Annotated in this window: 20 protein-coding genes; 17 read left to right on the top strand and 3 right to left on the bottom strand. The window is 47.6% G+C overall.

Going from position 1 to position 23,348, the window contains the following annotated elements; all coding sequences use genetic code 11:
- The first annotated feature begins 288 nt into the window (after positions 1–288).
- From MOZ60_RS03585 to MOZ60_RS03575, 3 genes are all read left to right on the top strand, one after another.
- Positions 289–3,717, top strand: a complete 3,429-nt coding sequence (locus tag MOZ60_RS03585; RefSeq protein ID WP_370595665.1) for a Spy0128 family protein — start codon at positions 289–291, stop codon at positions 3,715–3,717.
- Positions 3,718–3,882: 165 nt separating this feature from the next.
- Positions 3,883–4,608 carry a LytR/AlgR family response regulator transcription factor gene (locus tag MOZ60_RS03580; RefSeq protein ID WP_370595664.1) on the top strand — a complete coding sequence of 242 codons (726 nt, stop codon included), beginning with the start codon at positions 3,883–3,885 and terminating at the stop codon, positions 4,606–4,608.
- Between the two features lie 2 nt (positions 4,609–4,610).
- Positions 4,611–6,425 (top strand): sensor histidine kinase, encoded by a 1,815-nt coding sequence (locus MOZ60_RS03575; protein ID WP_370595663.1) that lies wholly within the window; start codon positions 4,611–4,613, stop codon positions 6,423–6,425.
- 17 nt (positions 6,426–6,442) lie between these two features.
- Here MOZ60_RS03575 and MOZ60_RS03570 read toward each other — a convergent pair whose 3' ends face one another.
- Positions 6,443–7,216 (bottom strand): metallophosphoesterase, encoded by a 774-nt coding sequence (locus MOZ60_RS03570; protein WP_108774100.1) that lies wholly within the window; start codon positions 7,214–7,216, stop codon positions 6,443–6,445.
- Between the two features lie 41 nt (positions 7,217–7,257).
- Complete coding sequence (locus MOZ60_RS03565; RefSeq protein WP_277010175.1) at positions 7,258–7,572, bottom strand: hypothetical protein; 315 nt, start codon at positions 7,570–7,572, stop codon at positions 7,258–7,260.
- Between the two features lie 157 nt (positions 7,573–7,729).
- On the opposite strand from MOZ60_RS03565, the gene MOZ60_RS03560 reads away from it, so the two are divergent.
- The 3 genes from MOZ60_RS03560 to MOZ60_RS03550 all read left to right on the top strand — a co-directional run bounded on the left by MOZ60_RS03560 (position 7,730) and on the right by MOZ60_RS03550 (position 11,744).
- Positions 7,730–8,467 carry a YebC/PmpR family DNA-binding transcriptional regulator gene (locus tag MOZ60_RS03560; protein ID WP_108774098.1) on the top strand — a complete coding sequence of 246 codons (738 nt, stop codon included), beginning with the start codon at positions 7,730–7,732 and terminating at the stop codon, positions 8,465–8,467.
- A gap of 496 nt (positions 8,468–8,963) precedes the next feature.
- Complete coding sequence (locus MOZ60_RS03555) at positions 8,964–10,700, top strand: carbon starvation CstA family protein (protein WP_370595662.1); 1,737 nt, start codon at positions 8,964–8,966, stop codon at positions 10,698–10,700.
- 18 nt (positions 10,701–10,718) lie between these two features.
- Positions 10,719–11,744, top strand: a complete 1,026-nt coding sequence (locus tag MOZ60_RS03550) for a branched-chain amino acid aminotransferase (RefSeq protein WP_108774096.1) — start codon at positions 10,719–10,721, stop codon at positions 11,742–11,744.
- 36 nt (positions 11,745–11,780) lie between these two features.
- Here MOZ60_RS03550 and MOZ60_RS03545 read toward each other — a convergent pair whose 3' ends face one another.
- Positions 11,781–12,902: a tRNA(Met) cytidine acetate ligase gene (locus tag MOZ60_RS03545; RefSeq protein WP_370595661.1), complete on the bottom strand. Its 1,122-nt coding sequence runs from the start codon at positions 12,900–12,902 to the stop codon at positions 11,781–11,783.
- Between the two features lie 165 nt (positions 12,903–13,067).
- Here MOZ60_RS03545 and MOZ60_RS03540 point away from each other — a divergent pair, with 165 nt between their 5' ends.
- The 11 genes from MOZ60_RS03540 to secD all read left to right on the top strand — a co-directional run bounded on the left by MOZ60_RS03540 (position 13,068) and on the right by secD (position 23,311).
- The gene (locus tag MOZ60_RS03540; protein ID WP_370595660.1) at positions 13,068–13,979 is read left to right on the top strand and encodes an alpha/beta fold hydrolase; all 912 of its coding nucleotides are present in this window, start codon (positions 13,068–13,070) and stop codon (positions 13,977–13,979) included.
- A gap of 65 nt (positions 13,980–14,044) precedes the next feature.
- The gene (locus tag MOZ60_RS03535; protein ID WP_108774093.1) at positions 14,045–14,548 is read left to right on the top strand and encodes a YceD family protein; all 504 of its coding nucleotides are present in this window, start codon (positions 14,045–14,047) and stop codon (positions 14,546–14,548) included.
- A 17-nt stretch (positions 14,549–14,565) separates the two neighbouring features.
- Positions 14,566–14,748 carry a 50S ribosomal protein L32 gene (gene rpmF, locus MOZ60_RS03530; RefSeq protein ID WP_108774092.1) on the top strand — a complete coding sequence of 61 codons (183 nt, stop codon included), beginning with the start codon at positions 14,566–14,568 and terminating at the stop codon, positions 14,746–14,748.
- Positions 14,749–14,928: 180 nt separating this feature from the next.
- Positions 14,929–15,390: a division/cell wall cluster transcriptional repressor MraZ gene (mraZ, locus tag MOZ60_RS03525; protein WP_108774091.1), complete on the top strand. Its 462-nt coding sequence runs from the start codon at positions 14,929–14,931 to the stop codon at positions 15,388–15,390.
- Positions 15,387–16,325: a 16S rRNA (cytosine(1402)-N(4))-methyltransferase RsmH gene (gene rsmH / locus MOZ60_RS03520; protein ID WP_370595659.1), complete on the top strand. Its 939-nt coding sequence runs from the start codon at positions 15,387–15,389 to the stop codon at positions 16,323–16,325. Before mraZ ends, rsmH begins: the two co-directional genes overlap by 4 nt.
- Positions 16,326–16,328: 3 nt before the next feature.
- Positions 16,329–16,667 carry a hypothetical protein gene (locus MOZ60_RS03515; RefSeq protein WP_108774089.1) on the top strand — a complete coding sequence of 113 codons (339 nt, stop codon included), beginning with the start codon at positions 16,329–16,331 and terminating at the stop codon, positions 16,665–16,667.
- Between the two features lie 6 nt (positions 16,668–16,673).
- The gene (locus MOZ60_RS03510) at positions 16,674–18,905 is read left to right on the top strand and encodes a penicillin-binding protein (RefSeq protein ID WP_370595658.1); all 2,232 of its coding nucleotides are present in this window, start codon (positions 16,674–16,676) and stop codon (positions 18,903–18,905) included.
- A gap of 53 nt (positions 18,906–18,958) precedes the next feature.
- Positions 18,959–19,918, top strand: coding sequence for a phospho-N-acetylmuramoyl-pentapeptide-transferase (gene mraY / locus MOZ60_RS03505; RefSeq protein ID WP_277010157.1), 960 nt, complete (start codon positions 18,959–18,961; stop codon positions 19,916–19,918).
- An 81-nt stretch (positions 19,919–19,999) separates the two neighbouring features.
- On the top strand, positions 20,000–20,584 hold the full coding sequence (locus tag MOZ60_RS03500; RefSeq protein WP_277652856.1) for a class I SAM-dependent methyltransferase: 585 nt from the start codon (positions 20,000–20,002) through the stop codon (positions 20,582–20,584).
- A 131-nt stretch (positions 20,585–20,715) separates the two neighbouring features.
- On the top strand, positions 20,716–21,009 hold the full coding sequence (locus tag MOZ60_RS03495) for a post-transcriptional regulator (protein WP_108774085.1): 294 nt from the start codon (positions 20,716–20,718) through the stop codon (positions 21,007–21,009).
- A gap of 4 nt (positions 21,010–21,013) precedes the next feature.
- A complete protein-coding gene (secD, locus tag MOZ60_RS03490; RefSeq protein WP_370595657.1) occupies positions 21,014–23,311 on the top strand; it encodes a protein translocase subunit SecD in 2,298 nt (765 codons plus the stop codon).
- Positions 23,312–23,348 lie beyond the last annotated feature (37 nt).

Below are 23,348 nucleotides of genomic sequence, written 5' to 3'. Positions count from 1 at the left end.
CAACAACGATCTCTGTATCATTTCCAACCTTTTTTCTGATTCCCTTGCAGTAGCTGATGATGTTAGCAACAGCAGGGGAATAGGTATTTGTGTTCACAGGTGCTGCTGATCCTTCAAGATAAGTCGAGAGCGTGTAGTTTGTAGTGTGTGCATCAATTCCAACGTATGCTATCATGTAAAGGCCTTCCTTTCTTGGATGAGGCAACTTCCCCCATCTTTTTTATTAAGCCAATAACAAGTATGCGGGATGATCCTCGAACACACAAGTTAATGGAGGGCTTTTACATATTGTCTAAGTATAAGACAGAGATTACTTTTACAGAGTACAACTTTGATGTCGATGGATACAGTGTCAAGTCAACAGCAAATGGATCCGAAGGCACAAGTAACAAGCTGACAGTCACAGCAGATTCTGCAAAGAATGTCATGGCATTCAACAATGTCTATACTGCAAATACCTACGATGTCACTGTGACAAAGGGATTCACTGGTATTGATGCACTGCCGGATACCTTCAAGATTACAGGTGTTGGCAATGAAGTATTCACAACTGGAAATGCAGTCAGTGGAACAGGCACACTGGATGATCCGTATGTCTGGACAGCAAAGGCTGTATATGGAACAAAGCTGAAGATTCAGGAAAGCGGGTATCAGGTTAGTGGCTATCAGACAATTGCTGCAGTGAATGGTAAAGCAGTTGACAGAACAGAGATTACTGTTGGTACAAAGAATAATCTTGCTGCATTCACGAACAGCTATGTCATGAACTTCAGCGAAACAGATGATGTGACAAAGCCTGGATTCATCCTGCATAAAGTGGACCAGAATGGCAGAGCACTCGCCGGAGCAGGTTTCACACTGTACGATCAGAACAACAATGTTGTATGGTCTGGCACAACAGCAGCCGACGGTGTACTGAGCGTTAACTCTGACAGCTTCGACTTCGGTGAGAATGCAAAAGCAGTTCATACATTCACACTGCGTGAAACATCTGTTCCAGAAGGGTATACAGGTGCTGCAGATCTTACTCTTACTGTCAAAGAAGATGATGGCAAGGTTGACCTCGTTAAGAAAGATGGTGAGGATTACTACCACAAGGTTTATCACTGGGTCATTACGGATGGACTTGGCAAGAACTATGATGCAGCAAGCGATATTCTGACAGTTACAAATACTGCCATTGTATATCCGTTCACAATCGTCAAGACATTCTCTGGCGTAGACGCACTGCCGGACACATTCGTGATCACCGATCAAAATGGCAGGCGGTACACTTTGAAAGATGCTGCAAAGCAGGGTAATACCTACACCTGGACTGGTAATGCAGACTATGGTACTGAATTCCGGCTTACAGAAAGCGGCATGGCTGTTCATGGCTATTATCTTGCTTCAACAGTCAATGGTCAGATTGAAACATCTGGAACTCTGAAGGTAACAGCCGAGGAAAAGAATAACGTCATTACCTTCAGCAATACCTATACAGCACAGCCACGTACCATCACTGTCACAAAGCAGTTCAATGGTCTGACAGATGAAGAAGTTCCGACAGGCTTTGCAATCACAGGTCTGGGTGAAAATCTCACACTGGCCAATGCTAAAAAGACTGGTGACTTCACATACCAGTGGACAAGAGATGTTGCTTACGGAACAAATCTGACACTGAGTGAAACAGGATATGCAGTATCCGGTTATCAGGTGGCTGCAGCAGTCAATGGAAATCCTGGAACTGGCATCGAACTGACAGTGGGTGATGACAACAACATCAGCTTCGTCAACAGCTATTCCAAGAAGTATTCCGAAGATGATGATGTTAATAGACCTTCCTTCACAATCCACAAGGTTGATCAGGATGGCAAGCTGCTGGCAGGTGCAGTATTCACACTGACAGACAGCAATAACAAAGTTGTTTGGACCAGAACCACAGATGGTGAAAATGATCTGACTGCAGACTTTGCAAACTTCGACTTTGGCACAGATCCAAGTGCTAAGTTCAGCTTCACGCTGCATGAAGCTGCACCAATTGGCTATACAGGTGCAGAAGACTGGACAATCACAGTCAGTGAAGATGATGGTGTTGTTTCTCTGAGAAAAGAATCAGATGAAGACTTCTTCCACAAGATCTTCAACTGGCTGATTAAGGACAACTTCGATAAAGCCTATGATCAGACAAGCAAAGTTCTGACTGTTACCAATACGGTTAACAGCTATGAATTCACAGTTACCAAGAGCTTCACTGGTGTTGAAGCACTGCCGGAGGACTTCCAGATTACAGATTCTCTTGGCAATGTCTACACACTGGATGATGCAAAGAGTACAAATGGAACCTACACATGGACAGGCAAGGCGGATTATGGCACAAAGGTAACCTTCACAGAGAACGGCTATCAGGTCAACGGATATGATGTAACAACATCCGTTAATGGCAAGGATGGCACATCTGCTGAGATTACAATCGGAACGTCTAATAACAATGTCGACTTTGTTAACAGCTATGAGGCAGGCACTTACATGGTAAGAGTCACAAAGAGCTTCACAGGCGTTGATGAACTGCCGGATACCTTTGCAATCACTGGTGCTGGTGAAAATGTACTGACTGCTGCGGATGCTGTATCTGGTACAGGTACTGCTGATGATCCGTATGTCTGGAATGTTGAAGCAAAGTTTGGAACGATCCTGAACATTGCTGAAACAGGCTATGAGACAGAAGGGTATGATGTGACAGCCACAGTCAATGGAAATGCAGGCACAAGCATGCAGATCCAGGTAGGCACTGGCAGTAACAATGTCACATTCAACAATGCCTACAGTCTGAAGAAGACAGATGTTGTTCTGAGTGCTGAGAAGAACCTGATTGGCCGTGATCTGAAAGCAGGCGAGTTCAACTTTGAAGCTTATGAAGGTGATCAGCTTGCTGCAACAGGAACCAATGATGCAGATGGAAACATCACATTCAGTACGATTCACGATGTCACCTATGGCACACACACCTATACTCTGAAAGAAGTTGATCAGGGTCTTGGCGGTATGACATATGATGACAACGCATATGAAGTAACCGTTGAAGTGATTGATCAGGATGGTACTGCAAAGGCTGTGCTGCCTGAAACGAAGCCTGTGTTCACAAATACTTACAGTGCTCAGGATGGCTCCGCTGTCATTGAAGCACGTAAGAATCTGACGGGACGTGATGCTCAGAATGGTGAGTTCAGCTTCGAGCTTGTGCAGGATGGCAGGACCATTGCTACTGCTGTCAATGAAGATGGCAAAGTTGTCTTCGGCCCGATCAGCTGGACGATGGATGAAATTGGAACCTACACTTACACAATCCGTGAAGTTGCCGGTACTGATGCAAACATCGTATACGACTCTCATGAAGAGACAGTGACGGTAACAGTAAGCGACAATGGTGATGGCACACTTCATATAGAAGTGGCTTATGATGAAGATAGCGCTGTGTTCAACAACACATATGAACCAACAGTTCCGCATACCGATGACGACAATCCGAAACCGTCACCGACACCTTCATCTGATCCAACACCGCTTCCAGCTGTTCCAAGCACAAGCGACAACGGCAAGCCAACATCCAACTCTTCGAAGACACCACAGACTGGAGTGAATTCGGATGTTACTACATGGGTATGGCTTGGTTCATCCAGTCTCCTGGCACTGTTCATTGCGCTGATTCTTCGCCGCAGAAAAGAAGAATCAAAGTGATGATATCCCAAACTGCAATACCCGGCAGTAAGGGCTTCCCACAAAAAATGTTCCCCTGGGAAGTGAAGAGGCAGAGCGAAATGCTCTGCCTTTTTTTGGCAGTGCTGTCTGCAAGGTGCAGTCCGAGCATTTGCCCTGTGATATAATTTGAGTGGGTGAGATTCAATGGCAGACACTGAAAAACTTTTTCTTGGTATCTGTGAGAATGAAAAACCGGAGTATGACGCATTGGCTGCATTGCTTCATAACAGCAAGATCGAATGCGATATCTCCGCTTTTCAGGATGGCGTATCTTTTCTGCAGTCTTATTGGCCTGGCAAATATGATTTGATCCTGATGGATATTTACATGAACGGTATGACCGGTGTGGATGTCCTGAAGAAGGTCCGACAGAAAGACCCTGATACGCCTGCTGCCTTTATCACTACATCTCTTGATCATGCCCTGGATGGTTACCAGCTTCATGTGGGACGCTATCTGCATAAACCATTACAGCAGAAAGATATTGATGAAGTGCTGGACTTTGCCTTGAAACAAAAACAGCTGCGTCCAGCCATTGATGTCAAAGGCCGCAATGGTACAGAACATGTGTTTCTCAATGAAATTCTGTATATCGAACATCAAAACCGTATGACGGTCATTTATCTGACATCTGGCAATACCATTGAAACCTCTTCAAAACTGGATGATCTGATGACATCTTTGCCAACATCACTTTTCCTGCGCTGCCACCAGAGCTATATCGTGAATCTTTCACAGGTAAAGCGCATTGATGAAGAAATGAATGTATTCATCATGGCCAATGACGCTACCGTATATATCCGCCGTACAAGCATGAAACAGGCAAAAACTGCCTGGAAAAACTTCATGTTTGGCAGTCTGGAGAATTGATTATGAAATCTCTTGGCAGAATTGTTTCCCTGGTCCTTGCCGTTTTGCTTATTCTTGGGCTGGCATCAGAAATCGTTGTCTGGAATATCACGGACAGCTTCTCTGATCATACGGCACAGAGTATCGAAATCTCTTCTGTGCAGATGGAGAGAAATGGAGAACTTCTGGAAATCAAACTGCCGGAAGCCCTCCAGAAGCTGAAAGCAGGGGAACAGGTGGTATTGTATTTTGATGTACCTGTTGCTCAGAATCAGTATCTGTATGTCAGTCTGGATGGCGCATTTATGGATGTGTATGCGGACGGTCAGCTGGTTTATGATAGTTCTGAAGATACATCCCTCCATAATATTCCATGTACTTCCTTTTCCCTGGCGCTTCCTGAATCGGAAAATGACTCTATTCATATTGAAATGGTTTATACTGTCGGCTCATCTGCCCAGCCAATGCAGATCCGGCCATTTCTTGTCGGCAGTCAGAATACAATTCTTCATGCACTCCTGCACCGCTATCTTTTATCTGCGCTTCTGTCTTTTGCGTTTGTTACCATTGGTCTTTTCCTGCTGAATATTTCCTTCTTCTTTCTCAAGGTGGCAGAACAGGGAAAAATGGTCAGATGGCCAGGCATTCTGCTTATTCTGAGCGGTTTGTTCTGCCTTGCGGCAAATCCCATGGTTTGTTATGTGGCTTCTCAGCCATCCTTTATGTATATTCTGAAAATAAGCTGCTTTTATCTGATCATTGTGCCGATTCTGATCATCAGTACATTCATGGTTAAAACGGAAAGACAGAAATGGATTCAGCTGCTGGTTATTGTGTCAGAAGCCTGGATCATTGGCTGTGCCTGCCTTTCTGCTTCAGGCAGGATAGAGCTGTCCGCGGTGATGATTCCGTGTCAATGGCTGTATATTGCCCTTCTTAGCATTGATGTGTGTTTTCTGGTGGAGACTGCATGTACCGAAAAGAGAACTGAACAGATTCTGTTTTCAACTGCATTGTTGGTGCTGGTTGGCGCAGAGATTGCCCAGGCAGTACTTTATATCGATGGCAAAACGGATCTGTCCCGCACTTTTTTTGAAATTGCCATTTCAATCTTTGGCATTGCGATCTCTTTGATCACTCTGATGCGCACAAGAAATGCCTTTTTCATGCAGACAAAAGCAGGCGAGCTTGCCGATGAGGTAACACTTGTCAACAATGCCATCGCGGCGCAGAAAGAGAAGGCAGATCTGATGCTGAAGAATCAGGAAGAACTGCGCCGGCAGCGCCATGATCTACGCCATCATGTCACCGTCATGCAGCAGATGATGCAGGTGAAGGATTATGATGCTTTGGAAAACTATCTGCAGAAAATCTCTAATGAGCTTCCTTCTCCCCAGATCTCACATTATTGCGACAACCATGCTGTTAGTGCACTGCTGCTGCATTATGACTCTCTGTGTCAGCAGGAACGTATCGCGTTGGATATTCAGGGAAATATTCCTGCATCTTGCGGGGAGATTGCGGATTCTGATCTGATTGTCGTTGTTGGCAACATGCTGGAAAATGCCGTTGAGGCCTGCCGCCATGTAAAAGGAAAGAAAGAGATTTCCCTGCATGCTGGCATTCATGGCAGTATGTTAATGATGAAATGCACCAATACTTACAATCAGTCACTTGTTCATCTGCGCAACGGGCAGTTCCTTTCCAGCAAGCATGCGTCCTACGGCATCGGCACACGCTCCATCCGTTCAATGGCAGAGAAGTACCATGGCGATGTGGACTTTTCACCTGTGCAGAAATTCTCTGTTCGCATCTATCTGGATATGGAACAGAAATAAAGAGCAGCTTTCGCTGCTCATGCGTGCGGTTCAATACCGCATTCCTTCAGATAACTGTCAGGATAATACTGCAGATACGGGTAACTGCTAGGCACATAGAACTCTTTCATATCATCCAGGCGGAGGCATCCCAGGGTCCTGCCGTAGACACAGCCGCAGTCAATGTGGATGGTGCGGTTATCATCACTGTGGATGATTTTGCCATCATATTTAGGATGATACATGAAGGTTGGCACATGGCCCAGTATCATGGTGCAGTCCGGGAATGGATTGGCATCAATCTCTGCATGCGTCCAGACCAGGATCTGCGCAGGAACTTCTGAGAGTCTTGTGTCCGGGTGCATGTATTCTTCCGAAAGACCGGCATGCAACAGCAGAAACTTTCTGCCATGAACATCAAGATACTTGTACAGCAGTCTGTCTTCCAGATACAGCTTGATGTCATAGCATTCTGGAAAAGACAGATCCATGAATTCATCTGCCGTGCGGTAGCCGCCATTATAGTGCAGCCAGCACAGCAGATCATTGGTCATATCTACGGATGCTGAATCCTTTTTGGCATCAATGAGCTCCTGGGTATAGCGTGCCAGCCACACATCATGATTGCCAAAAATCATGTGCATGTTGTCATGATGCATGATTTCCTGCAGCAGGGCAATGGAATGCCTGCCGCGGTCACATACATCGCCATCAATCCACAGCTCATCATATTCTGTGAAGTCAATGATCTTCAGCATCTGATCAAATTCATCCTTACAGCCATGAAGATCACTCATTACATATACTGACATACAATTCGTGTCCTCTATGTCTGTATTGTAGCACAAAGGAATCAGGAAGCCGGATTGATGACTGCAATGACGGTCAGCTCACCATCTGTATACGTACACAGCAGCACATCGTTCATTTGGATCTGGGAAGGCGGGATGGTGTCATCATTTTCATAAATCACAACAGAACTGTCCAGAGACACTGTGAAGTCCTGTCCGTTCTGCGTGTTCTGCAGGGTCAGGTCATTGCCACTGATAGATGTCACCGTGCCATAGACACTTTTGGTCGTATAGCGTTCCTGTACATCAGCCGCCTGTGCAGAGGCACAGCCTGCCAGCAGAATCACTGCCAGAGCGGCAGACAGTTTATATGACATAGGCTTCTCCTTTCCAGGTAACTGTTACTATGATAGAAGAAAAGATGAGAAGATATGTGGATACAGGCTGAACATTGGGTGAACAAGCAATTATACTTCCCATATAAAAAGTGCGTGATATAATGGTTCGGTAAAAAATAACAGGAGGAAAGTATACATGGGAAGAGCACATGAAGTACGCGCTGCCTCAATGGCTAAAACGGCAGCGATCAAGTCCAAGCTGTATTCCAGGTTTGGCAAAGAGCTGTATATTGCAGCTAAGAGTGGTGTTCCTGACCCGGATATGAACCTCACACTGAAAAGAAAGATTGCTGAAGCAAAGTCCAATCAGGTTCCGGCTGACGTTATCAAGAGAGCCATTGAAAAGGCAAAGGGCGGCAGTGATGAGAACTATGATGAGGCACGCTATGAAGGATTTGGCCCTGGTGGAAGCACGGTGATCATTGATTGCCTGACTGACAACACAAACCGTTCCTACACCAACGTCAAGACATGTTTCAACAGATGCCGCGGTGCCAAGCTTGTCAATGCCGGCGGCGTATCTTACAACTATGAGAACGACGGTATCTTCGAGTTTCCTTATACCGATGAGGATAAGATGCTGGAAGCACTGATGGAAGCAGATGTTGATGTTCAGGATGTGAGCGTAAATGACGGCGTCATGACAGTCAAGACAACATTCGCAGATTTCGGCAAAGCACAGGATGCAATTGAAAAACTGATCCCGGGTGTGGAATTCTCCAGATGCGAGACAGCAATGCTGCCGAATGAGTATGTGGATCTGACTGATCCGGAAGACATTGAGTCTTATCATAAGCTGATGGATATGCTCAATGATGTTGAGGATGTCAACAAGGTTTATTCCAACGTCAGAATTCCAAGTGAGGAAGAGTAAGCAGGGTGAAAGCTCTGCTTTTTCTTATGTCAAGAAATGTAAACGCTTAAATGTAAGAAATGTAAATAGTTTCTGAAGACGATGAAAATAATTCAAAAAGTTACTGAAAATCAGTTGACTTAAATGACTTGCAAAGCTAATATCTTCGCATAGGAAATGAGATGCAGTGATCAGAACATACTGCAGACTCAACGAGTACCTACAGCGAGCTGCCGTTGGTGGAAGGGCAGCAGGGAAAGCGTCTGTCAGCCTCATCTGTGAGCAGCCCCCTGAAAGCGAAAGTGAGTAGGCAAGGGTCGGCACCCGCCGTTATCCGGGGGTCCAATGGTAGTTGGACACGAAGAGCAGCCGCACAAGTGCGGAACGCAAAGTGGTACCGCGGAAGTTCAGACTTTCGTCTTTGCTTAATATGCTGAGGCGAAAGTCTTTTTTGCGCCTTCTCATTTTCTAGTGCAGAAAGGGGAGATCCGTAACACACACGGATCACGTAGAGGGTATGAACAGTTTATTCATTTTGTTGTTTGCAGTTGTCGTACTTGCCTGTGGCTATTTGGTTTATGGCCGATGGCTTGCCAAAACATGGGGTGTTGATCCCAAAGCGGACACACCTGCCGTTGTTCACAATGATGGTGAAGACTATGTCCCATCCAGCAGACTGACAGTATTTGCGCACCAGTTCTCATCTATTGCCGGTGCAGGACCGGTACAGGGACCCATTCTGGCAGCCGTCTTCGGCTGGGTTCCGGTACTGCTGTGGCTGTTGATCGGCGGCGTCTTCTTCGGTGCTGTACAGGACTTCGGTGCCCTGTATGCCTCCGTCAAGAATGATGGCAAATCCATTGGCATGGTCATTGAAAAGTACATTGGACGCAAAGGCCGTCAGTTCTTCACACTGTTCTGCTGGCTGTTCAGCTGCCTGGTTATCGCTGCCTTCACTTCTATGACATCGTCAACCTTCAATGGCTACGTGACAGGATCTGACGGCGCTGTGACAAAGAACTTCAACGGTGCAGCTGCCGCTACCATCTCCATTCTGTTCGTTGTCTGCGCAATTGTCTTCGGCCTGATTGAAAAAGCAGCCGGAAGCAGGATGAAGGAATGGCACAGATTCGTACTTGCCATTGCCCTTATTGTCTTCATGTTTGCAGCAGGCATGAAAATGCCAGCTTATCTCACTGCGCATCAGTGGAATCTTGTGATTATGGTCTATCTGTTCATTGCAGCTGTCATGCCGATGTGGATTCTCATGCAGCCGCGTGATTATATGACAACCTTCATGCTGCTGGGTATGATCCTTGGCGGTGTCCTTGGTGTCATCGTTGGTCATCCGACCATGAAGCTCAATGCCTTCAATGGTTTTGTCCTCACAACATCCACCGGTGCAAAGTCCTATATGTTCCCGACTCTGTTTGTCACCATTGCCTGCGGCGCTGTCTCTGGATTCCATTCCCTGGTTTCCTCCGGAACAAGCTCCAAGACCATCAGTAATGAAAAGGATATGCTCCCGGTTGGCTATGGCGCCATGGTCACAGAAACACTGCTTGGTGTTGTTTCCCTGATCGTTGTTGGTGCTGTTGCTGTCAACGGCACTGTACCTGCTGACATGACACCATTCCAGATCTTCTCTGCTGGTGTTGCCGGATTCCTCGAAAAGTTCGGTATCCCGACAAGCGTTGCCAACGTCTTTATGACTATGTGCATCTCGGCACTGGCTCTGTCCACATTGGACTCCGTCGGCAGAATCGGCCGTCTCAGCTTCCAGGAACTCTTCTCTGGCGATGAAGAAAAGATGCCGGCATGGCGCAAGCTGCTTACCAACCGCTATGTTGCCACAACAGTCACACTTGTCCTTGGCTACGTTCTCTGCCTGGGCGGCTATCAGAATATCTGGGCACTGTTCGGTGCTGCCAACCAGATGCTCGCTGCACTTGTGCTGATCGGTATCGCTGTCTTCCTGAAGGCAACCAACCGCAAAGGCTGGATGCTCTATGCACCGATGGCAACGATGCTTGCTGTTACATTTACTGCGATCGTTCTTAACGTCATCAACAACGTCAAGGCATACATGGTTGGCACCGCTGTATTCCTTGTCAATGGCATGCAGCTGATCATGGCCGTATTCCTGATTGTACTTGGCCTTGTTGTCGCGGTAACATGTATCAAGACGCTTGTTGAAACAGGCCGCAGACCTGCAGAGCGTAAATATCCTGACAGCAATAAAGAGGCTGCCTGATAGAAAGAAGGAATATGCATGGCAAAGAAAGATCTTGACTGGAAAAACATTGGTTTCAATTACCGGGTGACAGATGCCCGCTATGTATCCAACTGGAAAGATGGCAAATGGGATGATGGCGCTCTGACAAGCGACCCCAATGTTGTCCTGAATGAATCCGCTGGCATGCTGCAGTACTGCCAGCAGGTATTCGAAGGACTGAAGGCATACACATGGAAAGATGGATCCGTCGTATGCTTCCGTCCGGATCTCAATGCCGAGCGTATTTACAACTCGGCAAAGCGGATTGAAATGCCGCCATTCCCCAAGGATAGATTCCTGGATGCTATTGATCAGGTTGTAAAGGCAAATGCTGACTGGGTACCGCCTTATGGCTCCGGTGCATCTCTGTATATCCGTCCTTATGAATTCGCTACTGGTGTTGTCATTGGCGTCAAACCTGCTGATACCTATCAATTCAGAATCTTTACCACACCAGTAGGACCGTACTATAAAGGCGGTGCAACACCGATTGCCCTGCAGGTATCTGACTTTGACAGAGCTGCGCCAAGAGGCACCGGTGCTGTCAAGGCAGGCCTGAACTACGCCATGAGTCTGCATGCAAGCGTCATGGCACACGCAGCCGGCTTTGCTGAGAACCTCTACCTGGATCCGGCAACCCGCACCTATGTTGAAGAAACCGGCGGCTCCAACGTGATCTTCGTTGACAAAGACGGCAAGCTTGTCGTACCAAAGTCTGACTCCATCCTGCCTTCCATCACCAGAAGATCTGTTGTCTATATCGCAGAGCATTATCTGCATATGCAGGTCGATGAAAGACCGGTCAAATTCGAGGAAGTCAAGGGCTTTGCTGAATGCGGCCTGTGCGGCACAGCAGCCGTCATCTCTCCGGTCGGCAGAATCGTCGATCATGATGACGTCATTGAATTCCCGTCCGGCATGGAACATGCAGGCAAGCATATCGCAGCTCTGTATGACACCATCACCGGCATCCAGAATGGTACCGTTGAAGCACCTGAGGGATGGATTCACAAAGTCATGTAAGCAAAGAAAAACCAACTTCATTGAAGTTGGTCTTTTTTATGCGCTGGTTTTCACATAATGCGCACCACGGATCTCATTGTCCAGAATTTCTTTCCGTTTTTCCTTGGAAAGCACACTGGTATACAGCAGGGAGGTGCGGTATTCAATCACCCGCCATGGATATGGCACATCCGCAAAGCGGGATGCCACACGCACATCTTTTTTGCGCATATCATGCAGCCACTGCCTGCCATTGTCATTAAAGCCAAGAATGCGCAGAGTATCCATCTTTGGCAGTCTCTTTACTTCCTCTTTGGTTACCTGATTCACAGCCTGTAAGCAAGATCTTCTGATTCGGCCGCTTGTATACCGATAATTTGTGCACGCATCCAGGAAGTCATCGTAATTTTCACAATCCTTGGCATGGCTGACAAGATGATTCTCAATGCCTTCGGAAAACAGAAACAGCCGTTCCAGATCTTCTTTGTGGCTGGTCAAAAGGAATGTACGCAGATAAGGATAATATTTCTCAGGCCAGGGGATCTCTGCGTCCAGAAGCGTTTGTTCCATCGGCGTGGAATCGGAAAGATCTTTATGATCATGCAGGGCTTTGCGGATTGCATAAGCACTGGCGATGTGTCCCATGGCATCATCCAGATAACCGGTTGTGCGCTGTACAGGAATCGGTTTGATGCCAGTATCTTTCAATGCTTTCAGATAGGAAACAGCAAGAATATCATTGGGTGCCATGGAACTGGTTAACAAAGAATATGCCCGCGGGAAGGAGAGACCATTTCCCATAGCTGCATGAAGATGGTCCGGATTGACAGGGGTATCGGCTATTTCCTGCAGATTTTCCAGATTGCCGCACTCACTGCCAAAGCAGATGGCATCTGCACCTGCCAGCTTCAGCAGTTCTACGGCACCGCGGGCAAAGTGAGAAGCACTCTGGGTGGCATATATATAGGGCAGCTCGATGACAACATCCACACCATTGCGCAGTGCGCATTCTGCCCGCTTCCACTTATCCAGTACCGCTGGTTCTCCACGCTGCACAAAGTTGCCGCTCATCACGGCAATGATCAGATCTGCCCCAGACAGTTTCCTTGCCTGTTCAATCTGCCACTTGTGGCCATAATGAAACGGATTGTACTCCGCCACGATCCCGCATGTTTTCATCTTCGCTGCTCCTTTTTGTAGAATTTGATCCTGATGTGATGATACCGTCTTTTGACAATTGTGCAACTGGTTCCCGATTCAGACAAACATGCCTGAATGACAATTGTAACCGGTTACATCATTACTACAATAATATCTAAGAAGTGATTTCTGAGGTGAAAAATAATGGCGCAAGAATTGGATTCAACAATGTACCGGCCGCAGGGACCGGTGAAAGGAACCGTGCTGGTAGTGCATGGCATGCAGGAGCATCACGGCCGCTACGATGGCTTTGCCCGTTATCTGCAGCAGGGCGGCTATGCCGTACTGACCTATGATCTGCCGGGCCATGGCCCAAAGGCACGTCAGAATGGAACATATGGCTACTTTGGTGATGATCATGGCTGGGATACGCTGATTAACAGCAGCGTGGAAGGCATCCGCAGACTGAAACAGGAATATCCGGATGTACCGGTGTATTACTTTGGCCATTCCATGGGAACAATGATCGGCAGATGCTTTTTGATTGATCATGATGACATGATTGATGGAATGGTGCTGACCGGTGTGCCTAACTATAACAGTGCAGTCGGTGTGGCAAAGGCCATTGGTGCGATCATCCGGCTGAACAAAGGAAAGAAGGGCCATTCGAAGACCTTGGATAAACTGATGACCGGCGGCTTTAACAAAGGCATTGAAAATCCAAAGACACCAGTGGACTGGCTCAGCCGGAACCAGGACAATGTACAGGCATATGTCAATGATCCTGACTGCGGCAAACCGTTTACCATCCAGGGCTATATGGACCTGATGGATGGCATGCAGCGGATGGGCAATGCGAAAAACTATCATGTCAGGAATCAGGATCTGCCGATTTTCCTGTTTGCAGGTGAGGATGACCCGTGCATTGGCGGCAAAGAGGGATTTGCATCTACGGTAAGCACATTGAAGCAGGCGGGGTATACGCAGATCAGCACAAAGCTCTATCCGCATATGCGCCATGAAATCCTGCACGAAACAGATGCCGGAAAAGTCTATGCAGATATTCTTGCGGCGCTGGATTCCATGCATTCCAAGGGCATTTCTGGTGTCAAGTAAATTCCGTTGACATTGAAAAACGCTTTGCTATAATGGATGAGCGTTAACGATAGAGGAGAACTGCCGTGAAGTGGACAAGGGAAGAACTGGAACGGAATGATAGTCCTGTTTCGTTTGATGAAGATGTAGAAATAGATGATTCTGCATTTGCTGAGAACAAGCTGATCAATGCCGTCCGCAATGTTCACATTGGCGGGACTGGCTGGCTGGATGATGAAACAGGATTGTTTGAATGCGATATTCATCTGACTGGCGAAATGCTTCTGCCGGATGCCATTACCGGTGCACAGATTGCGGTTCCCCTGGAGACAGACAGTCATGAAGTCTACTCCTTCGAGGAGACTGATGAAGAAGATGTCCGGGTCGTTACGGATGAAGTCATAGATCTTCTTCCGGCAGTGATTGATGCAATCATGCTGGAAGTGCCGATTTCTGTGACGGAAGTGGAAGAGGATGCCTACCCATCTGGTGATGGCTGGCGGGTAATCTCGGAAGCCGAGTATCAGGAAAGCCGGAAGAATCGGATCGATCCGCGTCTGGCCAAACTGAAAGAATTCAAGAGTGAATAAACAGGAGGTAACGGACGATGGCTGTACAGCAGAGAAGAAATTCCAAGACAAGAAAAAATAAGAGAAGAACTCACTATGTACTGAACAGACCGACACTGGTAAAGTGCCCGGTATGCGGTGCCATGAAGCGTCCTCATCATGCCTGCCCGTCCTGCGGCAAGGTTGGCAAGGATGAAGAGACAGCTTCTGCTGCTGAGTAAATCATTCTGAAAACAGGAAGAGCAATCTTCCTTTTTTTGCGCTCTGTACAGGGCGCGCTTTTTTTCTTTCCTGAGCAGATGTATTGACAATTTTCAGTCAAAACAGTGTGAAATTTCCCTGTCTGTCTTGTTGCAAAGGGTAAAAGTGGTATACTGGTGTCAGAAAGTGGAGCGAAGTGGATGAAAGTGGGGAGAAAGGCATCGTTCCTCGGTGAATACAGGCACTGTCTCGATGCCAAAAACAGATTGATTATTCCCGCAAAGTTCAGGGATTCACTAAGCGACACTTTTTATGTTACGAAGGGATTAGATGGCTGTCTGGCGGTTTATACGCAGGAAAGCTGGGACGATCAGATCGCCCAGCTTTCAAAGCTTCCCCGGACAAACCTGAAAGCCCGCCGCTACATCCGGAGTATTACCTCCCAGGCGATTGAAGGCAGTCTTGACAGTCAGGGAAGACTGCAGCTGCCGCAGTATCTGATCGACGGTGCAGGCATTGAAAAGGCCTGCGTCATCGTTGGCGTTTCAGACTACTTTGAGATCTGGTCTGAAGAAAACTGGGACAAGCAGAATGCTGAGGCATCCGCTTCCTTCGAGGAAGATGCCGAAGAACTGACCCAGTTCCTGGAGAAAGACGCATGAAACACGTATCCGTACTTCTTCATGAGACCGTTGATCTTCTCAATGTGAAACCAGATGGCATCTATGTTGACGGTACATTGGGAAGGGGCGGCCATGCCGGTCTTCTGATCTCAAAACTGACAACCGGACACCTGTATGCATTTGACAAGGATGAGCAGGCCATTGCTGAATCCAGAGAAAACCTGAAAGATTCTCTGGATAAAGTGACATTCATCCACAATGATTTCCGCTATATGCAGGAAGAACTTTCCAGATATGGCGTTGAACATGTGGACGGGGTCATGATGGATCTTGGTGTCAGCTCACCGCAGTTCGATGATCCCAAGCGTGGATTCAGCTACCGCTATGATGCAAGGCTGGATATGCGGATGGACCAGGAACAGTCCAAAGATGCATGGCAGGTTGTCAACACATATCCATACCAGGATCTTGTCCGTATTCTGCGTGAATATGGCGAGGATCGGTATGCCGTACAGATTGCCCGTGCGATTGAGCATCGCCGGCAGGAAGGCCCGATTGATACAACCTTCCAGCTGGTGGATGTCATCCGCAGTGCACTTCCTGAAAAAGAACTGCACAAGAAGGGCCATCCCGCCAAGCAGACATTCCAGGCGCTGCGGATTGAAGTCAATGACGAACTGGATTCCCTGGAAAGGGGCCTGCGCGAAGCATGCGGTCTGCTGGACCTGCATGGCCGCTGCGCTGTCATTACCTTCCACTCCCTGGAAGACCGGCTGGTGAAAACGACCTTTAAAGATTTGTCCTCTGCTCCATTTGTGGCACCGAAAATTCCACTGAAGGCTGATCAAATGGAGCAGGCCTCCTTCCTTCTGGTAAACAAAAAACCAGTGATGGCAGATGAACAGGAACTAGCAGAAAATCATCGCAGCCACAGTGCAAAGCTGCGGGTGATTGAAAGAATACGAGGTGTTTGAGAGATGCAGAAGATCAGAAAGACAAGAAAAACCGCAAGACGCAGAAGAAAGCTGAACCTGTTCAACTTTTCAATGGTACTATTGGTGGCGGCCGGTCTTGCATATCTGTGTTCCTCTCTGTTTCTGCGTTCATATAACAACGAACTGAGCACGCGAATCCAGCAGCGGAATTCTGAAACTGCTGTTCTGCAGACACAGAATGATGCCGTGGCAGTAGATATCCAGACACTGGAAAAGAAAGAGCGGGTCGATCAGATTGCGTCCAGCGATGGCATGACCAGCGATTCCAACAGTGTCATTACCATTTCTGCCAGCACGGATCAGGCAGCGTCTGGAGATTAGTTGTACATGGCAAGAAGGAAAAGAAACAGACATAACAGAAGAATCCCCAATACGATCGGGCATATTGCCGCAGTGACATCGGTAGCATTTGCAGTGCTTGTTTCCGATGTTTTTTTGGTATCTGTGCGCAAAGTCCATTTTCGTTCCGGCACCGACCTTTCTGTATACTCTGATACAAGCAACGTCGTCACAGAGACCGTAATGGCCACCCGCGGCGATATCTATGACAAGGACGGTGTTACGCTGGCAGAAGACAACCATACCTACAACATCGTCTGTATTCTTGACTCATCCCGTCCATCCACAGACGAGGATCATCCCGCCTATGTCAAAGACAAAGAGGGCACGGCAAAGCAGCTCTCTGAAATTCTTGGCATGGATTATGACAAGGTACTGGGGTATCTGAGCCAGGATGGTGTCTATCAGACAGAACTTGGCAATGATGGCAGAAACCTGTCCAAGGATACAAAGGATGCTATTGAAGCATTGAATCTTCCCGGCATTGAATTTACCGACTCCATCCAGCGTGTTTATCCGATGGGGGCGTTTGCACCATATATCATCGGCTATGTCACTCAGGATGATGACGGCACCTACAGCGGCAAGATGGGTTTTGAGCAGATTCTCAATTCTTACCTCGCCGGCCATGATGGATCCCGCACCTATCAGACTGACCAGTATGGCTATGTTCTGCCGGGCATGAAAGAAAGCATTGTTTCCGCAACCAATGGTGATAATGTCACGCTGACACTTGATGCAGATATCCAGCAGACCTTGGAACAATCCTTCCAGATCACCAAGAGTGAATTCAATCCGGATCAGATCTGGGGTGCGGTCATGGAAGCAGATACCGGCCGTATCGTGGCGTGGGGGCAGTATCCGGAATTTGATCCCAATACACTGGATATCACCGAATATCAGAACTACGGTTCCCAGGTTGCCTATGAACCGGGTTCTACTTTAAAGACATTCACATGGGCAGCCGCCGTTAATGAAGGTACCTACAACAGTGACAATACTGCCGAGGGTTATAAGTACTGCTATGTCTCCAATGAGAACAATGATCCGGTGCGCACCTATGATGAAGCCAGTGCCAAAGCCGCAGGATATAGCTGCGTCATGAACTATCATGATGAAAGCTACTCCAATCCAACACTGGATGACGGCCTGAAATATTCATTGAACACAGTTGCGGCAACTATTCAGAATGAGTACATTACACCGGAAATACATCTGCAGTACCTCAAGAACTTCGGTTTCTTTGATAACGTGAATACAGATGGCATTCCGGAAGTCTCCGGAACTCTGAACTTCACGTGGCCGGCGGACAAGATCAACCTGTCATTCGGACAGGGTTCTACCGTGACCATGCTGCAGCTGTTACAGGCCTACAGTGCGATTATGACCGATGGCACTATGAAGAAGCCATACTTCATTGACTCGATCCGTGATCCCTATGATGCAAGCAAGGTCCTGTATCAAGGAGAAACAACCGTGGCCGGCACACCGATTACTGCCGATACGGCTGCCAAAGTCAGAAGTATCCTCTATAAGGTCGTCAACGAAGAAGGCGGTACGGGTTATTACTATCAGATCCCGGAATGCAAGGTCATTGGCAAAACCGGTACAACCGAAGTTGCAAAGAACAATTCCTACGATACCGACTATGTGATTTCTTCCATCATGCTTGGCCTGCCGGCTGACAATCCCAAGTACATCATCTACTATGCCTTTGCGATGGATTTCCAGACGATCGGTACCAAGACCGAAGCTGTGACAAATCTGGAACGCAAGGTTGCCCAGGTATATGGACTGTCAGATAACAGTGACAGCAGTGATACCACCCAGGAGAGTACATCTGCTGCTGTGGCCAGCAGTGATCAGATTGTTACCAGCAGTATGCCATCGCTGATCAATCATTCTCTGGATTATGCAGACAATGCACTGTCATCTCTTGGCGTGGATACCATTGTGCTTGGCAGCGGCGATACGGTCATTGACCAATATCCAAGTGCCGCCAGCAGTGTTGATACCGGCCAGCGGGTATTCCTGCTGACCGATACGCAGAGCTTTACCATGCCAGATCTGACCGGATGGACAAGAAAGGATGTGGCTGCCTTGTGGGCAGTAACCGGCTTTGGCTTCCAGCTGAGTGGTGATGGGGTTGTTACCTCACAGTCGGTGCCGGCTGGTACAACCGTCAGTAAGGGGACCGAAATCCAGGTTGTCTTCGGATAGGGCGGCCCATATAATAAAAAGAACAAAAGCATTGTGAAAAAGGAGATTTCATCATGATGAAACTGATATTGTGCTATTTGATCAGCCTGATTGCCGTGCTGATCCTGATGCCATGGTTTATCGATTTTATGAAGAAACAAAGTATCAGGCAGAGTATATCCCAATACAGCACAAAGGAAGATCAGGCCAAGGCTGGCACACCAATCATGGGAGGCATTCTGTTCATTGTTGTACCGATTGTCATGACATTGCTTTCTTCAGGACAGGCATTGAAAGACATGGACACATGGATTGCCATTCTTGCCTTTGCCGGCTATGGACTGATCGGCTTCATCGATGATTTCCTGATTGCTGTGAAAAAGAACAACGACGGTTTGAAGCCGTGGCAGAAGCTGCTGATGCAGCTGGTGCTGGCTATTGCGTTCTATCTGCTGTACCGCTCCCATGCAAGACTGGAAATCATCTGGCCGTTCACACATCATGTATGGTATCTGGGCTGGGGATATTTCATTCTGATTCTGCTGATGTTTACCGGCAGCTCAAATGCAGTCAACCTGACCGACGGCATGGATGGCCTCGCTGCAGGCTGCTCCATCATTGCATTATGCGCATTCCTGGTGGTTGCCCTTGTTCAACACAGAATCGGCCTGTCAGTTTTGATCTGCTCACTGCTTGGCGCCCTGTGCGGGTATCTGTATTACAACAAAAAACCTGCAAGAGTCTTTATGGGAGATACCGGCTCCCTGGCTTTGGGCGGCATCATGGCAGCTATGGCGATGACCATGAAGATCGAAGTGGCGTTTATTGTCATCGCCGGCATCTTTGTCATGGATACACTCAGTGTCATCATTCAGATCACATCAGTCAAAACACGCCACAAGAAAGTCTTCGTCTATACACCGATCCATTTTGCCTTCCGGATCAAGGGCATGCCTGAAAATTCAGTTGTCCATATGTTCTGGCTCATTGAAGCCTGCTTTGCAGCACTTGGATTGTTCATTGCCCTGCATTGATATAACAGAATCCATGGGATGTTCTTGCATTGCACAGTTTGAATCGCTACACTTTTCTCGTGCATTGGAAGGAGAAGTTCCATGTTGTTTGGAAAAGTAAAAAAGCTGACGGAGAAACGTGATGGCAGGCCAGGCACAATATCTTTGTATCTGCAGGATGCCTCACAGAAACAATTGCGGAAATGGAGCCTGTCACTGCTTTCCAGAAGAGAGCCGAAAAATCTGCTGGAAATCGGACTGGGTGCCGGTGCTTCGCTGCAGGCGATGATGAAAGAATGGCCTGCAAGCCGTGCCATTGCCATTGATCACACATCGCAGACTGTTACCATGGCTGCCCGCAGCAATGCGGATGCCATCAAGCAGGGCAGGTGTATTGTCATGGAAGGCGAGGCATGCCATCTGCCATTCCCGGATGATACATTTGATCTGATCGTTGCCTTTGATTCCATCTCTTCCTGGAAAAACCTGAATGACAGTGTCCTGGATATCTATGCAGAACTTGTTACGGGCGGCTGTTTTGCCATCATCAATGCGGATGACAAAGGACCTGGATTTGATGAGAGCAGCCTGCGTCCCCTGTTGTATGATGCCGGCTTTTCCAGAGTCAAGGCATACCGTCATGAAGCAGATCCATGGCTGATGCTGGTTGCCGAGAAAGAAAGATAATTGAGAAATATGATTGCTGAACAGGCCTGGCTGACAGACCTGTTTTTTCTTTTTTTGTACCTGTATACGATTCTGGTTTCATCTGTTTGCCATGTTTTGGTATAATACTGTAATCGTCGGGAGGAAAGTTCATGCATCAGGAGACTTTTGATGTGCATAATACATCGGTGCAGATGCTGATGGTTGTGCATATTCAGCAGCTGCAGCGGACCAGTCTTTCCAGCCTTACTTATACAGACCTTGAGGACTACCTCAATGATTTTCTCTGGAAGAGAGACTGTCCGCATACACTGCATGAAGCGGCTGACGATGTACTTCATGTAACAGCCAATGATCTGGTTCGTTTTATGTCTAAGCAGGCTGTAACGCAGGGGGCAAGCGGAAATCTTGCTGACTTTGCAGATTTGATAGGAGGATTGAAATAAACCAATGGAAAAGACTAAAAAGGTAAGAAAAGGGCCACTGGCGGCCATCGTCGTGGTGATTGTTCTTCTGGGGGTGCTGGTTGCCTCTACCTTCAGTCTGATCAAGAGTCATCTGAATCTTGGCCTTGATCTGAAAGGAGGTTTTGAAATCCTGTATCAGGTCGACCCTCTGAATGATGGCGATACGGTTGATATGAATGCGGTTGTCAACAGCATCTCCAAGCGTGTCAATGTACTTGGCGTATCAGAACCTTCCATTACGGTTGAAGGCAATGACCGCATCCGTGTACAGCTGGCAGGCGTAACGGATCAGGAAAGTGCCCGTGAGATGCTGGGTACAACTGCCAATCTGACATTCCGCGATGTGGATGACAATGAACTGGCAGATGCCAGCATTCTGACCCAGGGCGGTGCATCGCTTGGCTATCAGGATGGCAAGCCGGTTGTATCCCTCAAGATTGCGGACACAAGTAAGTTTGCTGAGATTACAAGCACGATTGCAGCCAAGAGCAGCGGTGAAAATATTCTGGTCATCTGGCTGGATTATGAAGATGGTGATTCCTACAAGACCGAAGCTGCCAAGGAAGCCAAAGGGGAAGAGCCGAAGTATATCAGTGCTGCCACTGTTTCTTCATCCATCAGCGGTGACTGCATCATTTCCGGCAATTTCACTGAAACACAGGCTAAGACACTGGCCAACCTGATCAACTCCGGTTCTCTGCCAGTCAAGCTGACAGAAATATCTTCCAATGTTGTCTCTGCACAATACGGAGAAGATGCTCTGCATGTCACAGCTATTGCCGGAGCCGTTGGCATTGCCCTGGTCATGCTGTTCATGATCATCGCTTACCGTCTGCCTGGTATTCTTTCCAGCATCATGCTGGTGCTCTATATCTGGGCAGTATTCGGTATTTATGCGCTGATGGGGGCAACCTTCACACTTTCCGGCATCGGTGCACTGGTGCTTGGTGTTGGTATGACCGTCGATGTCAATATCATCAACTATGAACGCATTCGTCAGGAACTGTATAAAGGACACAGTATCCGCAACTCGATTGCCAGAGGCCAGCAGCTTTCCTTCAGTGCCATCTTTGACTCTCAGTTCACAACGCTGATCTCTGCATTGATCATGTATATCTGGGGCAATGGTGCCGTTAAGGGATTTGCAACAATGCTGATTATTACCGTCATCATGACCCTGGCGATAAACGTCGGCTTCTCCAAGTGGCTGCTGGATTCCGTATCAAAGAGCGGTATCGCAGATGGCCATCCGGAATGGTTCCATGTCAAAAAGAACCAGATCCCCGATGTCTCCAAGGGTGAAAAACAGTTCTATACAGGTGTTAAGAAATTCGATTATGTCGGCAAAGGCAAGTATATCATCCGCACAGCGATTGTGCTGCTGCTGATCGGTCTGTGCTTCGGCATTGGCCATACGGCAAAAGGTGATGGCTTCATGAACCTCGGTATTGACTTCTCTTCCGGAACAAAGCTGACCGTTACGAGTGACAATCCGATCACTGTCGATGAAGTTTCCAGTGCTATGGAAAAGCTTGGCTATACGGACTTCAGCTATCAGGCAGCAGGTGATACAACCGTCTATGCCACAACCAAGCAGTCCATTGCTTCTGATGAACTGATCACCCTGAAAGAGAATCTGGCAGATGAATTCGGCCAGGAACCGGGCGACAATGTCGTCACGCCGGTCGTCGGCAGAGAACTTGTACGCAATGCTGTTATTCTGACTGTGGTCGCATGGATTGCCATGATGGCATACATCACCATCCGCTATGAATGGGAATACGCGCTGGGCTGTATCATTGCCCTGATGCACGATGTATGCATGGTGCTGGCAGTATTTGCCGTCTTCCGCATGGAAGTCAATACAGAAGTCATTTCTGTGCTGCTGACCATCATCGGTTATTCCATCAATAACTCCATCATCGTCTTCGACCGGATCCGTGAACATGTGCGTGATCTCAAGACAAAGCCGGATCAGGATACGCTGACAAAGATTGTCAATGAGTCTGAAAGCGAAACAATCAAGATGTCTCTGTATGGTTCCATTACAACCATCATTCCGGTTGTCGTGATCATCGGCTTTGGTGCAAAGTCCATCTTCACCTTCATGTTTGCCATGCTGGTTGGTCTGATTGCCGGTACATTCTCTTCAATCTTCATTGCACCTGCGGTCTGGAAGCACTTCTATATTAAGTTCGGAGGCCGTCATAAGAAGGCAAAAAAGAAGAAGGAATACAAAGAAGAGCTGGATGAGTATACATTCAAAGGCATAAACGCATAAAATAAAAGCGGCTCAGCAGAGCCGCTTTTTCTCACAA

The organism is Grylomicrobium aquisgranense (assembly GCF_033971865.1).
Taxonomy (GTDB): domain Bacteria; phylum Bacillota_I; class Bacilli_A; order Erysipelotrichales; family Erysipelotrichaceae; genus Bulleidia; species Bulleidia massiliensis.
This window is presented reverse-complemented; position numbering and strand designations above follow the sequence as displayed.

What these genes read in the sequence shown, in the direction of transcription:
- MOZ60_RS03540 (WP_370595660.1), top strand. Translation starts at nt 13,068, where the DNA reads ATGGCGCAAGAATTGGATTCAACAATGTACCGGCCGCAGGGACCGGTG.
- MOZ60_RS03580 (WP_370595664.1), top strand. Translation starts at nt 3,883, where the DNA reads ATGGCAGACACTGAAAAACTTTTTCTTGGTATCTGTGAGAATGAAAAA.
- MOZ60_RS03565 (WP_277010175.1), bottom strand. Translation starts at nt 7,572, where the DNA reads ATGTCATATAAACTGTCTGCCGCTCTGGCAGTGATTCTGCTGGCAGGC.
- MOZ60_RS03560 (WP_108774098.1), top strand. Translation starts at nt 7,730, where the DNA reads ATGGGAAGAGCACATGAAGTACGCGCTGCCTCAATGGCTAAAACGGCA.
- MOZ60_RS03555 (WP_370595662.1), top strand. Translation starts at nt 8,964, where the DNA reads ATGAACAGTTTATTCATTTTGTTGTTTGCAGTTGTCGTACTTGCCTGT.
- MOZ60_RS03570 (WP_108774100.1), bottom strand. Translation starts at nt 7,216, where the DNA reads ATGTCAGTATATGTAATGAGTGATCTTCATGGCTGTAAGGATGAATTT.
- MOZ60_RS03575 (WP_370595663.1), top strand. Translation starts at nt 4,611, where the DNA reads ATGAAATCTCTTGGCAGAATTGTTTCCCTGGTCCTTGCCGTTTTGCTT.
- mraY (WP_277010157.1), top strand. Translation starts at nt 18,959, where the DNA reads ATGATGAAACTGATATTGTGCTATTTGATCAGCCTGATTGCCGTGCTG.
- mraZ (WP_108774091.1), top strand. Translation starts at nt 14,929, where the DNA reads ATGAAAGTGGGGAGAAAGGCATCGTTCCTCGGTGAATACAGGCACTGT.
- MOZ60_RS03500 (WP_277652856.1), top strand. Translation starts at nt 20,000, where the DNA reads ATGTTGTTTGGAAAAGTAAAAAAGCTGACGGAGAAACGTGATGGCAGG.
- rpmF (WP_108774092.1), top strand. Translation starts at nt 14,566, where the DNA reads ATGGCTGTACAGCAGAGAAGAAATTCCAAGACAAGAAAAAATAAGAGA.
- MOZ60_RS03545 (WP_370595661.1), bottom strand. Translation starts at nt 12,902, where the DNA reads ATGAAAACATGCGGGATCGTGGCGGAGTACAATCCGTTTCATTATGGC.
- MOZ60_RS03550 (WP_108774096.1), top strand. Translation starts at nt 10,719, where the DNA reads ATGGCAAAGAAAGATCTTGACTGGAAAAACATTGGTTTCAATTACCGG.
- MOZ60_RS03510 (WP_370595658.1), top strand. Translation starts at nt 16,674, where the DNA reads ATGGCAAGAAGGAAAAGAAACAGACATAACAGAAGAATCCCCAATACG.
- rsmH (WP_370595659.1), top strand. Translation starts at nt 15,387, where the DNA reads ATGAAACACGTATCCGTACTTCTTCATGAGACCGTTGATCTTCTCAAT.
- MOZ60_RS03515 (WP_108774089.1), top strand. Translation starts at nt 16,329, where the DNA reads ATGCAGAAGATCAGAAAGACAAGAAAAACCGCAAGACGCAGAAGAAAG.
- MOZ60_RS03495 (WP_108774085.1), top strand. Translation starts at nt 20,716, where the DNA reads ATGCATCAGGAGACTTTTGATGTGCATAATACATCGGTGCAGATGCTG.
- secD (WP_370595657.1), top strand. Translation starts at nt 21,014, where the DNA reads ATGGAAAAGACTAAAAAGGTAAGAAAAGGGCCACTGGCGGCCATCGTC.